Annotated in this window: 11 protein-coding genes and 2 pseudogenes; 4 read left to right on the plus strand and 9 right to left on the minus strand. The window is 64.0% G+C overall.

Going from position 1 to position 14093, the window contains the following annotated elements; all coding sequences use genetic code 11:
* Positions 1-9 precede the first annotated feature (9 nt).
* The 5 genes from N0Q91_RS25245 to pcaD all read right to left on the minus strand — a co-directional run bounded on the left by N0Q91_RS25245 (position 10) and on the right by pcaD (position 3764).
* Positions 10-1065: a 3-carboxy-cis,cis-muconate cycloisomerase gene (locus N0Q91_RS25245; RefSeq protein WP_275599462.1), complete on the minus strand. Its 1056-nt coding sequence runs from the start codon at positions 1063-1065 to the stop codon at positions 10-12.
* Between the two features lie 83 nt (positions 1066-1148).
* Positions 1149-1763 (minus strand): protocatechuate 3,4-dioxygenase subunit alpha, encoded by a 615-nt coding sequence (gene pcaG / locus N0Q91_RS25250; RefSeq protein ID WP_275599463.1) that lies wholly within the window; start codon positions 1761-1763, stop codon positions 1149-1151.
* Positions 1764-1773: 10 nt separating this feature from the next.
* Positions 1774-2535, minus strand: coding sequence for a protocatechuate 3,4-dioxygenase subunit beta (gene pcaH / locus N0Q91_RS25255; RefSeq protein WP_275599464.1), 762 nt, complete (start codon positions 2533-2535; stop codon positions 1774-1776).
* 18 nt (positions 2536-2553) lie between these two features.
* Positions 2554-2961 carry a 4-carboxymuconolactone decarboxylase gene (gene pcaC, locus N0Q91_RS25260; RefSeq protein ID WP_275599465.1) on the minus strand — a complete coding sequence of 136 codons (408 nt, stop codon included), beginning with the start codon at positions 2959-2961 and terminating at the stop codon, positions 2554-2556.
* Positions 2958-3764 carry a 3-oxoadipate enol-lactonase gene (gene pcaD, locus N0Q91_RS25265; protein ID WP_275599466.1) on the minus strand — a complete coding sequence of 269 codons (807 nt, stop codon included), beginning with the start codon at positions 3762-3764 and terminating at the stop codon, positions 2958-2960. The genes pcaC and pcaD overlap by 4 nt, the downstream gene beginning before the upstream one ends.
* Before the next feature lie 93 nt (positions 3765-3857).
* On the opposite strand from pcaD, the gene pcaQ reads away from it, so the two are divergent.
* On the plus strand, positions 3858-4799 hold the full coding sequence (pcaQ, locus tag N0Q91_RS25270; RefSeq protein ID WP_275599734.1) for a pca operon transcription factor PcaQ: 942 nt from the start codon (positions 3858-3860) through the stop codon (positions 4797-4799).
* A gap of 29 nt (positions 4800-4828) precedes the next feature.
* Here pcaQ and N0Q91_RS25275 read toward each other — a convergent pair whose 3' ends face one another.
* From N0Q91_RS25275 to pobA, 3 genes are all read right to left on the minus strand, one after another.
* Complete coding sequence (locus N0Q91_RS25275; protein ID WP_275599467.1) at positions 4829-6718, minus strand: bifunctional sugar phosphate isomerase/epimerase/4-hydroxyphenylpyruvate dioxygenase family protein; 1890 nt, start codon at positions 6716-6718, stop codon at positions 4829-4831.
* A 150-nt stretch (positions 6719-6868) separates the two neighbouring features.
* The gene (locus tag N0Q91_RS25280; RefSeq protein WP_275599468.1) at positions 6869-7789 is read right to left on the minus strand and encodes a LysR family transcriptional regulator; all 921 of its coding nucleotides are present in this window, start codon (positions 7787-7789) and stop codon (positions 6869-6871) included.
* Between the two features lie 90 nt (positions 7790-7879).
* The gene (pobA, locus tag N0Q91_RS25285; RefSeq protein WP_275599469.1) at positions 7880-9052 is read right to left on the minus strand and encodes a 4-hydroxybenzoate 3-monooxygenase; all 1173 of its coding nucleotides are present in this window, start codon (positions 9050-9052) and stop codon (positions 7880-7882) included.
* Positions 9053-9224: 172 nt separating this feature from the next.
* Here pobA and N0Q91_RS25290 point away from each other — a divergent pair, with 172 nt between their 5' ends.
* Together N0Q91_RS25290 and ggt are read left to right on the plus strand one after the other, a co-directional pair.
* Positions 9225-9887: a sulfite oxidase-like oxidoreductase gene (locus N0Q91_RS25290; RefSeq protein WP_100671208.1), complete on the plus strand. Its 663-nt coding sequence runs from the start codon at positions 9225-9227 to the stop codon at positions 9885-9887.
* A 208-nt stretch (positions 9888-10095) separates the two neighbouring features.
* Positions 10096-11841, plus strand: a complete 1746-nt coding sequence (ggt, locus tag N0Q91_RS25295) for a gamma-glutamyltransferase (protein ID WP_275599470.1) — start codon at positions 10096-10098, stop codon at positions 11839-11841.
* A 507-nt stretch (positions 11842-12348) separates the two neighbouring features.
* Here ggt and N0Q91_RS25300 read toward each other — a convergent pair.
* Positions 12349-13103 (minus strand): annotated as a pseudogene (locus N0Q91_RS25300) (IclR family transcriptional regulator).
* Between the two features lie 130 nt (positions 13104-13233).
* Between N0Q91_RS25300 and N0Q91_RS25305 the strand changes: the two are divergent.
* A pseudogene (locus tag N0Q91_RS25305) lies at positions 13234-14093 on the plus strand (CoA transferase subunit A).

Genomic DNA, 14093 nt, shown 5'->3' on the forward strand with positions numbered 1-14093 from the left:
GGATCAACCTCACACCCGCCCCAGCCGCCGGACATTGCCGGCGAGCTCGGCGGCGAGCCTCAATGCGGCCGCCGTAGCGCCGACCATCTGCGGCAGGATCAGCCATTCGAGCGTCCAGGCGGAGCCCGACCGCTCCTGCTCGTGCACCAGCGACTGGTGGATGGCGGAAATCTGCGTCGCGTTGAAGCGGGCGAGCGTCACCAGCACCTCCGCGGCGACCGGGTTCTGCTTGTGCGGCATGGCCGAGGAGCCGCCGCCGCCCGCAAGCACGATCTCGTCTCCCGCCTGCGCCATCAGCGCCACGTCCTGACCGAACTTGCCGAGGCTGCCGGTGACGAGCGACAGGAGGTGGGCGAAATCAGCGATCGGCAGACGCTGGCTGTGCCATTGCGGGCAGTCGACCAGCGCGAGTTCCTCCGCCAGCGTCGCGCGGACGATATCGGCCTTGCCCTTGAGCTTTTCGAGCGTGCCGGCGGCTCCTCCGAACTGCACCGTAAAAATGTCCGTTCCCGTGGCATCCAGCCTGTCCTGATGGTCGAACAGCGGCTCGATCCAGCTCCGCAGGCGGTCGGCCACTGTAATCGGGAGCGCCGGCTGCATCCGCGTATGGGCGGTCAGCGTACGCTCGCCCCAGTGCCGCCCGCAAGCTTCGAGCGCCGTCACGACGTCGCCGATCCGGCCGGAGAAAAGTTCCGCGATCGCCTTCAGCCTCAGCATGAGGCTGGTATCGACCACGTCCTGGCTGCTGGCTCCGAAATGGACATGTTCCGCCGCCTCGTCGCCGACCGCCCGGCGCAATTGTCGCACGAGCTCGGGAACGACGACACCGTCGATGGCAGTTGCCCGGCGCATGGCGCCGACGTCCGGAGAGAAGCCACGGCATGCCTCGGCAATGCGATTTGCGGCCGCCTCGGGGATGACGCCGTGGCGCGCCTCGGCACGCGCAAGCGCCGCCTCGAAGGCCAGCATGGCGCGAACATCGGCGACGACGGAGAATTCCGCCGCCACTGCTTCGTCTCCCAGAAGACCGGAAAGATAGGGGTGATCGAAGGCCGAATAGGTCATGCCGCATCTCCAGCTCTCGCGCCCTTCGATTCGAAGGGAGCCTCACACGCATGCGGCAACGCGGGGGGCGGGCTGCCGAACGATCATATATCCAGGAAGACCGTTTCCTTCTCGCCCTGGAGATGAATGTCGAAGACATAATTAGGCGCCTGACCCGCCGCGACAAGCGTCTTGGCCCGGTGGTGGTGCTCGATGCGGGCAAGCAACGGATCTTCGGCATTCGCCGCCGCCTCGTCTGGGAAATACATGCGCGTGTGAAGGCCGATATTGATGCCGCGCGCGACGATCCAGAAGCTGACATGGGGGGCCATCAGCCGGCCGTCGTGGAATGGAACGCGGCCCGGCTTCACCGTCTCGAAAGCGAAGACGCCGTCCTCGTCGCTCGTCGGTGAGCGTCCCCAGCCGGTAAAGTTCGGGTCCGCCGTACCGCGCAGCTCCGACGGGGAATTGTAGAGCCCGGCTGCGTCCGCCTGCCAGATTTCGAGAAGTGCGTCCCTGAGCGGCATTCCGGCGCCGTCGATGACGCGACCGGTCACGGTGATGCGCTGCCCGAGCGTCTTGTCGTTGACCATCGAAGCGCCGAGGTCGCCATCATATACGCCGCCGATGCCGCAGAAATTCGGCGTCAGGCCGATATGGACATAGGGCCCGGCGGTCTGCGACGCCGTTTCCTTGAGGGTGCCTGGATCCTGAACCATCGGTGCCTCCTCAATTCCCTTCCGGCCTGTTTTCGAAGAAGGTCGAGCGGCGGCCACGCAGCACGATGTCGAACCTGTAGGCGCGCGCATCCATCGGCACCGTGTTGCCCCAGTCGAGAGCCGCGATCAGTTGCTCGATCGCCCGGCGATCGGGGATCGTGCCGACGATCGGACATTTCCAGATCATCGGATCGCCCTCGAAATACATCTGCGTGATCAGGCGCTGGGCGAAACCGTGGCCGAAGACCGAGAAATGGATATGGGCGGGCCGCCAGTCGTTGACGCCGTTCGGCCAGGGATAGGCTCCGGGCCTGACCGTGCGGAACCAGTACCGGCCTTCCTCGTCGGTGATCGTTCTGCCGCAGCCGCCGAAATTCGGATCCAGCGGCGCGAGATAGCTTTCCTTCTTGTGACGGTAGCGTCCGCCGGCATTCGCCTGCCAGAACTCGACGAGCACACCCCGGACCGGATGGCCGCGTTCGTCGAGGACGCGGCCGTGGACGATGATGCGTTCGCCGATCGCGCTTTCACCGGGACTGGCGAAGTTATGGATCAGGTCGTTGTCGAGCTCGCCAAGCATCGAATGGCCGAAGGCCGGGCCGGTGATCTCGGATATGGTCCCGTCGAGCGACAGCAGCGCCTTCTGCGGCGAACGCAGCACGGAGGTCTTGTAACCGGGCGCGAAGGCCGGCGGGTGCCAGGCGCGGTCGCGGGCGAAAAAGGCGCCCGTTTCGGGCTGGGCCTTCCGTCTGCCATTTTGATTGTCGGACATCGTCCTTCTCCCTCGCCCCTACCGGGCAGCCGTGCCGGCATCCATTTCCGCGAAAACCTGCTTGACGATCTTGATCGCGTGATTGGCCGCCGGAACGCCTGCATAGATGGCAACATGCAGCAGCGCCTCGCAAATATCCTCGCGCGTCGCCCCGGTATTGGCCGTGGCGCGGACATGCATGGCCACCTCCTCGTCCTGTCCAAGCGCGGCGAGCAGGGCGATGGTGACGATCGACCGCTCCCGCTTCGTCCAGCCGGGACGCGACCAGACATGCCCCCATGCCGCCTCGGTGATCAACTCCTGGAAAGGACGGTCGAAATCGGTCGATGCCGCCTCTGCCCGGTCGACGTGATCGTCGCCTAGAACGGCGCGGCGCGTCGCCATTCCCTGTCGGTAGCGCCCGGAAGGCGCGAGGGCATCGCTCATGGTTTGCCTCCAGACAACACGGATCGGAAGAAGCGTTTCAGCACCGACGTCAAGGCTTCCGGCTGCTCGACGCAGGGGATATGTCCCGCTCCGCGGATCACTTCGAAGCGCGCGCCCGCAATGAGATCGGCCGTCGAGCGGACCAGGTCGGGCGGCGTCGAACCGTCCTGGTCGCCGACGACGCAGAGCACCGGAACCGCGATCCTGCCTGCGGCTTCCGTGAAATCGGCGTCGCGGATGGCGGCGCAGGTGCCGACATAGCCCGGCACCGGCTGGCGGACCAGCATGTTGCGGTAGCCGGTGAAGGCGAGGTTTTCGGGTCGCCGGAAGGCCGGGGTGAACCAGCGTTCGAGCACGCCGTCGGCGACCGCCTCGATGCCATGCGCCTCGATCGCCGCGATGCGGGCGTCCCAGAACTCGGCGGTGCCGATCTTGTGGGCGGTGTCGGAAAGCACGAGCGCCCGCACGAGGTCGGGGCGGCGGCCGTAGAGCGATTGCGCGATGAGACCGCCGACCGAAAGTCCGCAAACAATCGCCTGTTTCACCGCGAGGCGATCGAGGAGTCCGGCGAGATCGGTCGCATGGTCCTCGATGGAATAGGGAACCTGGCCGATATCGGACAGCCCATGACCACGCTTGTCATAGAGCACGATGGTAAAATCGCCGGCCAGTCGGAGGACGACATCGCGCCAGATACGGAAATCCGTGCCGAGCGAGTTGATGAAGACGAGCGCGGGCCTTTCCGTGACCGCGCCGACCACGCGATAGTGAATCGTGACGTCGTTGATGCGGGTGAATTGCACGGCAGCTCTCCTCCGTCGTCAAATTGGATGTTTCATCTGGTTAGGTAAAATGATATTTCGTGGCTTTCCCTTAACCAGAGGGTTATGCGATCCGTGATCGACGCTCGCGTTAAGTTTCGCCATCTGCAGACATTTGTCGAGGTCGCGCGCCAGAAGAGCGTGGTGAAGGCGGCCGAACTCCTGCATGTCACGCAGCCGGCGGTCACCAAGACGATCCGGGAACTCGAAGAGGTTCTGGGCGTCGCGGTTTTCGAGCGCGAGGGGCGCGGCATCAAGATCACGCGCTACGGCGAGGTCTTTCTGCGCCATGCAGGCGCCGCGCTGACCGCGTTGCGCCAAGGCCTGGATTCCGTCTCGCAGGAGCGGTCCGGCGAATGCCCGCCGATCCGCGTCGGTGCGCTTCCGACCGTTTCGACCCGCATCATGCCGCGCGCCATCGCACTCTTCCTGAAAGAGAAGACCGGCGCACGCATCAAGATCGTCACCGGTGAAAACGCAGTGCTTCTCGAACAATTGCGCGTGGGCGATCTCGACCTCGTCGTCGGCAGGCTCGCCGCTCCGGACAAGATGACTGGCTTCTCGTTCGAGCATCTCTACTCGGAACAGGTGGTCTTCGCGGTGCACGCCGGACATCCGCTCATCTCCGGCAAGCAGTCTGTGTTCGCGCATCTGAGCGACTATCCGGTGCTGATGCCTACCCGCGCCTCGATCATCCGCCCCTTCGTCGAGCATTTCCTGATCGCCAACGGCATCGCCGGCCTTGCGAACCAGATCGAGACCGTTTCCGACTCCTTCGGCCGGGCGTTCGTTCGCTCCAGCGACGCCATCTGGATCATATCGGCGGGCGTCGTCGCCACGGATATCGCGGATGGCGTGTTGGCGGCGCTGCCGGTCGACACGAGCGAGACGAGGGGACCCGTCGGGCTTACCATGCGGACCGACGCTATCCCGTCGCTGCCGCTCTCGATCCTGATGCAGACGCTGCGCGAGGCGGCGGGGACGGCGATGGCTGCCGAAGCAAAGAGGACGGCGTAGCACCCGGGGAATTGAACCCCTCGCCAACCCTAAAGAGCCGGCATTCCGGCGGGTCGAAGCGAGCGCTTCTGAGCGGCGATGCGGAAGGGCGCGTTGGCTGCGCCGTAGCCGCGATAGCCGGCGCGCCGCTCGACAATTTCGAAGAAGAAGCCTTCTCCATAGGTCGGGCCGTAGATCTGGAAATACTCGCCGTCTTCATCGCGGTCATAGAGGATGCTCTCAGCCCTCAGTCGATCGACGAAGTCAGGTTCGAGCCCGAACCGCACCTCGATGTCGTCATAGTAGTTGCGCGAGATTGCCAATGGGCGAAAGCCGCTGCGGCGCATATGGTCGGCGGCTGCAAAGATATCGTCGGTGCGGAAGGCCACATGCTGGACACCCGAGCCAAAGCTCTCTGCTATGAAGTGGCCTGCCAGCGTGCGGTGGTTGTCCGCTCCGTTCAATGTCAGCCGGAGCGTCCCGCTCGCATTCTCCACGACCTGGCTGCGGATCAGACCAGCAGGATCGACGATATCGACCTCTGCCGATTTGTCGGCATCGAGGATAGAGGTGTAGAAAAGCAGCCAGCTCGGGAGCTCCTCCGCCTGCATGGATTGCGCCACATGGTCGATGGCGACGAGGGGCGATGATCCCTGAGGCGCCTTTCCCGACCGCACGAACTCGCGCGACCAGACGTCGTCGGCCTCGTTCAGGAAATAGATCAAGCCGCCGCCGATGCCGCGGATTGCGGCCATCGCCCCCTCTTCTTCGTTTGCCTCGGGCCGGAATATTTCGGCCCCGAGCGCGCCCGAGCGTTCGACGGCGGCCGCGGCATCGGGCACTTTCAGGCCGATCGCATAGGCCGATGCCCCGTGCACCAGGTAGCTCGAATGAGCGAAGCCATGCTGCTCGGTGTTGATGACGATGTTTACGCCTCCACGATCGCGACCCTGGCGCCATAGCGCCACCGATTTCTCGCGATGTGAGGCAACCGCGTGAAAACCCATCGTTCCCAGAAGCGACCCGAGCGCCTCCGCCTCTGCCCGATCGGCGGTGAACTCCACGAATTCGACGCCCAGCACCTCGACGCGGTCGGGCATTGCCTCCGCGCTCTTCGCGACCGGTTCGCACCGCTTCACCCGATCCATCAGGTAGACCAGGGAACGATGTCCGTCCTCGGCGATCGCCCTGGGTGATCCGCCCCGGAACTGGTCGTTGAAGATTTCGAGCGATAGGGCGCCGTCATAGCCGGTCGCGGCGACAGCCTGCATGAAATCGACGACCGGAAGATCGCCTTCGCCGGGCATGTTGCGGAAATGGCGGCTGAGATAAAGCAGATCCATGTCGATTCGCGGCGCGTCCGCGAGCTGAACGATGAAGATGCGGTCCCCCGGAATGGAGCGGATCGACCGCAGGTCGATATTGCGCGACAGGGTGTGGAAACTGTCGAGGATCAGCCCGATACTCGGGTGGTCCGCCCGCCGCACGATTTCCCAAGCATCCCGATGATCGTTGACGTGGCGGCCCCAGGCAAGCGCCTCGTAGCCGACGCGCAAGCCGCGCTTGGCCGCCCTCTCGCCCAGTTCCCGAAGGTCGTCGGCAGCGCGATCGATGCCGCCCAATGCGAGCGGGGAAACGCTGGAACAGACGAGCATCAATTCCGTTCCAAGCTCCTGCATCACGTCGAACTTGCGCTCCGCCCGGTCGAAAGCACGCGACCGGTGCGGTTCCGGCAGGCCTTCGAAATCGCGGAACGGCTGAAAAAGCGTCACCTCCAGGCCGTGATCGCCCACCATGCGGCCGACCTCCGCCGGCGAGCCGTCGAAGGTCAGGAAATCGTTCTCGAATATCTCCACGCCATCGAAGCCTGACGCAGCGACGGCGGCGAGCTTCTCCGAAAGAGTGCCGCTGATCGAAACGGTCGCGATCGAGGTCTTCATGCCGATCTCCTCTCGCCGGCCTCGTCCTTTGCCGGTCCGCGTGGCAGGGCCGGCTTGCTTCCGCAAAAAGGCGAAGCGTCGAAGGCTTGATGATGGTCACTTCTTACCTATACCGCAAATACCGTTTTTTTCGTCCTCCATAACCTGTTGCTATGTATCTCGGCCGCCGCGCGAACGGCGGGTCGATTCATCCATGACGCGGCGCAGCGTCGTGACCAGCCGCTCGGCATAGCTGGAGAGCGCGGCGTCGGCGCGATAGGCGACATAGGTCTGGAACTCCGTATCCTCGCTGATCGGAATGACGGCCAGTTCCTGGTCGGCGATACCGCCCACGGTGAAGGCGTCGATGACCGCGATGCCGAGATTCCGCTTGACCAGCGCACAAACCGTCGTGCCGAAACGCGCCCTGATCGGGGTACGATATTCGAGCTTCTCCCCCTCGAATATGCCCGCCATGATCGCCCCGTAGGGATCGCGCGGGTCGATACCGATGAGCGGATGCTCGGCGATCTCGCGGGCGGAAATTTCGGTCCGGCCGGCAATCGGATGCTCCCTGGCGGCGATGCAGACGAGGTGCCCTTTGGACAGGGGCTCGAACGTGATCGAGGGATGGGTGAGATGATAGCTCATCGCGACCAGCTCTCCCTTGCCGAGCAACAGGTAATCGATCGCCTCCTCTATCCTCAGAATATCGAAATTGATGCGGATGTCCGGGTAGAGCCGCATAAGCCCGGCGATGGCCTGCGGCATCATCGCATTCGCAATGCTCGGCACCGAGCCGAGCGCGAGTTCCACACCTCGTCCTCGCTCCAGCTGACGGATGGAAAATTGCAGGTCGTCGACCTTGCGATGGACCTCCTGGAGCTGGGCGAAGATGTCGCGCGCTTCGTCGGTCGGCACGTAACGCCCGGCCTTCTTGACGAAGAGCTTTATCCCCAGCGCGCTTTCGATATGCTTCATCGTCCGGCTGACCCCTGGCTGGGCGACATTCATCAGACGCGCCGCGCCGGCGATCGTGCCGGCGATCATCACCGCCCGGATCACTTCGATCTGGCGTAGCGTAAGCCCCATCGCACCCTCCCTGGCGGCTGCCTCACCGGCGGCAGTCGAGCAGAGCCGGTATCCGCGCGCAAGTAGCGTCCAGGGAGTTTGCGTGCGGCCTCAAAACGGCAGCCCCACATAGTTCTCCGCGAGCGCGGTCGCCGCCGCGCGCGAGTGGGTGAGATAATCGAGTTCCGCCTCCTGGATTCGCTGGTCGAAGTCGCTGGTCTCCGGAAAGCGGTGCAGCATCGTCGTCATCCACCAGGAGAAGCGCACCGCCTTCCAGACGCGGGCGAGTGCGCGGGCCGAATAGGCGTCGATGCCGGCATTCGAGCGGTCCCGATAGTATTCGAGCAATCCCTCGAACAGATAGTGCACGTCGCTCGCCGCAAGGTTCAGGCCCTTGGCGCCGGTCGGCGGAACGATATGGGCGGCGTCACCCGCCAGGAACAGCCGGTTGAACCGCATCGGCTCGGCGACGAAGGAGCGGAGCGGCGCGATGGACTTCTCGAAGGAGAGCCCCGTCACCACGCGCTCGGCGTGATGGGCGGGCAGGCGGCGGCGCAATTCGTCCCAGAAGCGCTGATCGTCCCAGTCCTCGAGCTTCTCCTCGAGCGGGCACTGGATGTAATAGCGGCTCCGCGTGTGCGAGCGCATCGAACAGAGCGCGAAGCCGCGCGGGTGGTTGGCATAGACCAGTTCGTGGTCGACCGGCGGCACGTCGGCAAGGATGCCGAGCCAGCCGAAGGGATAGATTTTCTCGAAATTGCGGATGGCCCTTTCCGGCAGGCAACGTCGGCTGACCCCGTGAAAGCCGTCGCAGCCGGCAATGAAGTCGCAGTCGATGCGCTGCGCAATCCCGTCCTTCTCGTAGGCGACATGCGGTGTCCGCCCGTCGAAGTCCCGCGGCATCACGTTCGCCGCTTCGTAAATCGAGAGCGCCCCGACCCGTTCCCGATGGTCCATCAGGTCGCGGGTGAGTTCCGTCTGCCCGTAGATCATCACCCTCCTTCCGCCGGTCAGGCCGAAGAGGTCGATGCGATGGTCGCGCCCGTCGAAGGCGAGCGAGAAGCCGTCATGGGGGAGGCCCTCGGCATGCATGCGGGCGCCGCAGCCCGCCTCCTCCATCAGCCGCACCGTGCCTTCCTCCAGAACGCCGGCGCGCACACGGCCGAGAATGTGATCCTTGGTCGCGCGATCGAGGATCACATTGGCAATCCCCGCTCCCGTCAGCAATTGCCCGAGCAGGAGCCCCGAAGGCCCGGAGCCGATAATGACGACCTGAGTGCGCATGATTGTCCTCCCACTTCCCCCCGGGAAATTGCAGTTGACCGGCCGGTATCGGCACGCGAATTCTTTCCGCTATCGTACATCGCCGGCGGCTCGGCTGTAGCGCTTTGATCTGCTGCATGCTTTTTTCCGTCAATCGCGATACGATCGAAGGAAACATGAGGGGAGAGCAGTCGTGGCCGACGAAACACAGGCGCCGGAAACCAAGTTGACTTCCACGAAGCGCCGCTGGGCGGCCGACGGCAAGTTTCTCACCGGCCGCATTGCCCGTCCGGAGACGGACCGCCTGCCGCCCGGTCAGCATCTCGTCAGGGACTGGCCGGTTCTCGATCTAGGGCAGCAGCCGCACCTGACCCACGAGACGTGGCGGCTCGACGTCACCGGCCTCGTCGAGAACCCGCTCTCGCTCGACTGGAACGCCTTCCAGGCGTTGCCTCAGAGCGACAGCCTCTCCGACATCCATTGCGTGACGACCTGGTCGCGCTATGACAACAATTGGCGTGGCGTATCCACGCGCGATCTTCTCGATCGCGTCATGCCGAAGCCGGAGGCCGCCTTTGTCATGCTGACGAGCTTTGACGGTTACACCACCAACCTGCCGCTCGCCGACTTTGCCGCCGAGGATGCGATCCTCGCGACCGCCTGGGAGGGCGCGCCGATTACGCGGGCCCATGGCGGGCCGGTGCGCCTGGTGGTCCCGCATCTCTATTTCTGGAAAAGCGCCAAGTGGCTGCAGCGCATCGATTTTCGCGCAGCCGATTCGGCGGGTTTCTGGGAGCGGAACGGCTACCACATGCGGGGCGATCCGTGGCTCGAGGAGCGCTATTCCGGCGATTGACGCCAGCGCGGGATGAGTGTGGTTTTCCGTCCGGGATTGCGGAAAAGCATTAGAGAGTGTCCGCGATTCGGAGAAAAACGGAAATGCTCTGACGCTCTCGTCTTCGACTGCAACTCGTGATTTTTGATGCTACAGTCCCCGGTTGAGGGGGGCGGTAACGCATCCCCGCGCCGAACTTGAAGCCAACATTCCTGTCCGGGAGGAAAGCATGCGCAGTCCCTGCCTGAAATCCCTGTCCATTACCCTGATCGTCGCGCTGAGTACGTTCTCGCCGCGGCCGGTCCTGGCGGCCTCGCCAGAGCCGGTCAAGGCCGAGCACGGCATGGTCGTGACCGCCCAGCATCTTGCATCCGACATCGGCGTCGAGGTCCTGAAGAAGGGCGGCAATGCGATCGATGCGGCGGTTGCGGTCGGCTATGCCCTCGCCGTCGTCTACCCGACGGCCGGCAACATCGGCGGCGGCGGCTTCATGACCATCCGCTTCAAGGACGGCAAGACGACCTTCCTCGATTTTCGCGAGCGCGCGCCTCTCGCCGCCACCAAGACCATGTATCTCGACGACAAGGGCGATCTCGTCGAGGGATTGAGCACCGAAGGCTATCTCGCCGTCGGCGTGCCCGGACCGGTCATGGGCTTCGAGTTCGCCCGCAGCCGTTACGGCACAAGGCCGCTGAAGGAGCTGATCGATCCGGCGATCAAGCTCGCGCGTGATGGATTCGTGCTCGAACAGGGTGACATCGAGTCTTTCGACGGCGAGACCGAGCGGCTCGCCAGGGATCCGGCCGCCGCCGCCATCTTCCTGAAGCCGGACGGCAAGCCTTTTGCAGCCGGTGACCGGCTGGTCCAGACCGATCTCGCCGCTTCGCTTTCGAGCATCGCCGAAAAAGGCACGGACGCCTTCTATAAGGGCGCGATCGCCGACGCGATCGTCAAGGCGAGCACGGATAAGGGCGGCATTCTCGCCAAGGAGGATTTCGAGCGCTATCAGGTTCGCGAGCTCGAGCCGGTCAAGTGCAACTACCGCGGCTATGACATCGTCTCCTCGCCGCCGCCATCGTCAGGCGGATTGATCATCTGCGAGATTCTCAACATCCTCGAGGGCTACCCGCTCGCCTATCTCGGTTACGGCTCGGCCGAGACGGTGCATGCTATGATCGAGGCGATGCGCCATGCCTATGTTGATCGCAACACCGCGCTCGGCGATCCGGCCTTTGTCGAAAACCCGGTCGCAAAGCTCGTCGACAAGAGCTACGCGAAAGACATCCGCGCCAAGATCGACCCGTTCAAGGCCGGCGTTTCCCAGGAGCTGATGCCGGCGGGCTTTACCGAAAGCAAGGAGACGACCCATTATTCCATCATCGACGACGAGGGGAATGCGGTTGCGGTGACCTACACGCTGAACGGCTCCTTCGGCGCGGGCGTCGTCGCGCCCGGCACGGGTATCCTCCTCAACAACGAGATGGACGATTTCACCGCCAAGCCGGGCACCCCCAATCTCTATGGCCTCGTGCAGGGCGAGGCGAATGCGATCGAAGCCGGCAAGACACCGCTCTCATCGATGAGCCCTACGATCATCTCGAAGGACGGCAAGCCCTTCATGGTGATCGGCAGCCCCGGCGGCGCCCGCATCATCACCATCACGCTGGAAGCGATCATCAACGTGATCGACCACGGCATGAACATCCAGGAGGCCGTCGACGCGCCGCGCGTCCACCATCAGTGGCTTCCGGACAAGGTCTTCATGGAGCCCTATGCTCTCTCGCCCGATACGCGCAAACTGCTTTCCGCCATGGGCCATGACGTTCAGGTCGACGAGAACTGGATGATCTGGGGTCAGGCAGCGGGCATCCTCGTCGGCGGCGAGAACGTTGCCGAGATCGAGGCGGGCGGCGGCGCCCGCTACAACGGCGCCGTCGACAGCCGCATCGGCGCAGGTGCGGCACGAGGATATTGAGGGCGATGGCTAAAGCGGGATGAGGAAAAATGCGTGCGGTTTTCCGCCCCCATCCCGCTCGTAGCCGGTCAATGGACAAAACATGCAGCAGCTCAAAGGGCTACAGTGACCTTTGCTCGTCTCATAAGACGCGCGGCGCTGCAGGAAACTTTTCGGAGGGCTGCAATCTCTCCTCATCCTCATCTCTGTGCTTGTCACAGAGATCCAGCAGCGCCGCGTCTGCGGCGCGGAAGAGCCTTTCCAGCCCAAAGACTTGGGCTGGCTGGATTCCTGTGACAAGCACAGGAATGAGGGACCGGGGATACGTCACGCAATGAAAGGTTACGTCTACATTCTCGCATCGAAGCGAAGCGGGACGCTATATACGGGCGGGACCCGCGCCGCCTCGCTAACTTCACGGTTTATGAAGCGCGCCGAGGAACCGCACCCTCTCCACCCTCGCCCCTGTGCTCGTCACAGGAATGAGGAAATCAAACAACCCGCCGCGGGTATCCGATCTCAACACGCCTAGCGCAATACAAGCCGCAATGCGGCTTGTGTTTCCTGAGCAGAGGCAGAAAGCGCTCCGCCATCTCGCGGGCCGGCACATGGGCGGCGGATGCGCCGATGTTCACGGCCGCGAGCACCTGCCCGCGATCATTGGCGACCGGTACCGCGATCGAGCAGAGGCCGAGCTCCAGTTCCTGGTCGATAACCGCATAGCCCTCGTCGCGAACCCGCCGCAATTCCGCCACCAGCTCTTCCGGGTCGGTTCTCGTCAGCGGTGTGTTCGCCTTCAAGTCGGAACGTCCGAGTATTTCGCGTGCCTCGGTCTCGGGTAGTGCGGCCAGCAACACCCGCCCCATCGAGGCGCAATAGGCGGGAAGACGCGAGCCGGGCGTCAGGTTGATCGACATCACCCGGCGCTGCGACGCGCGTGCCACATAGACGATCTCGGTCCCGTCGAGCACCGAGGCGGAAGCGCTCTGCCCGGCTCTTTCCGCGAGCTGGTCCAGGTAAGGCTGGACAATGGCCGGCAGCGGCGTCGCCGAAAGATAGGCATGGCCGAGCCTCAGGATCTTCGGTGTGAGCGTGAAGAACTTGCCGTCGTAATTGGCATAACCAAGCTGCGACAGCGTCAGCAGGGATCGCCTGACGGTCGCCCGGTCGAGCCCGGTGATCTTCGCGGCGTCGGCGATCGAAAGCCGCGGCTGCGACTCGCCGAAGGCTTCGATCACCCTCAGACCGCGCGCAAAGCCGCTGACGAAATCCGTTTCCCGCATCGTGTCTCCCGCCGGTTTCTGGCCTGCGATTTTGTGCGACATACGAACAAATGTCAAATTTCGCACAAAAGAAATTGACGCCTGGGAGGAACAGGCGCTTATTCGGCTCGAACATCACTGGAGGAAAACGATGGCGCGGATAGTGTCTCTCGCCGAGGCGGTGGCGGAGAATGTCAGGGATGGCGACACGGTGGCGATGGAAGGCTTCACGCACCTGATCCCCTATGCCGCGGGACACGAGGTGATTCGCCAGGGCCGGAAGGACCTGTTCCTCGTGCGCATGACGCCCGACATCCTCTACGACCAGTTGATCGGCGTCGGTGCGGCGCGGGGCATGAAGTTTTCCTGGGGCGGCAATCCGGGCGTCGGCTCGCTGCACCGCTTCCGGGATGCGGTCGAGAACCAATGGCCGCGGCCGATCGAGATCGAGGAACATTCGCATGCGGCCATGGCCAATGCTTATGAGGCGGGTGCCGCGAACCTGCCTTTTGCGTCCTTCCGCGGCTATATCGGCGCCGACCTGCCCAAGGTGAACCTCAATATCAGAAGCGTGACCTGCCCCTTCACCGGCGAGGTGCTCGCCGCGGTGCCTGCAATCCGCCCGGACGTCACGATCATCCATGCCCAACGCGCCGACCGCAAGGGCAACGTCCTGATCGAGGGGATCGTCGGCGTGCAGAAGGAAGCGGTGCTCGCCGCCAGGCGCTCGATCGTAACGGTCGAGGAGATCGTCGACGAACTCGACCCGCCCTCCCCCAATTCGGTGGTGCTGCCGGAGTGGGCGGTGACCGCCGTCGCGCATGTGCCGGGGGCGCCTTCCCGTCCTATGCGCATGGTTACTATCCCCGCTCCAACGCCTTCTACATCCGTTGGGACGAGATTGCGCGCGAACGGGAAACCTTCAACGCATGGATCAGGGAGAACGTCCTTGCCGCCACACCCGAGGACTTCGCCCGCCACGCCGCGAAGACAGCGGCCAAGGTTGCTTGA

Origin of the sequence: Sinorhizobium prairiense, from assembly GCF_029201645.2 — a bacterium.
Taxonomy (GTDB): Bacteria; Pseudomonadota; Alphaproteobacteria; order Rhizobiales; family Rhizobiaceae; genus Sinorhizobium; species Sinorhizobium meliloti_A.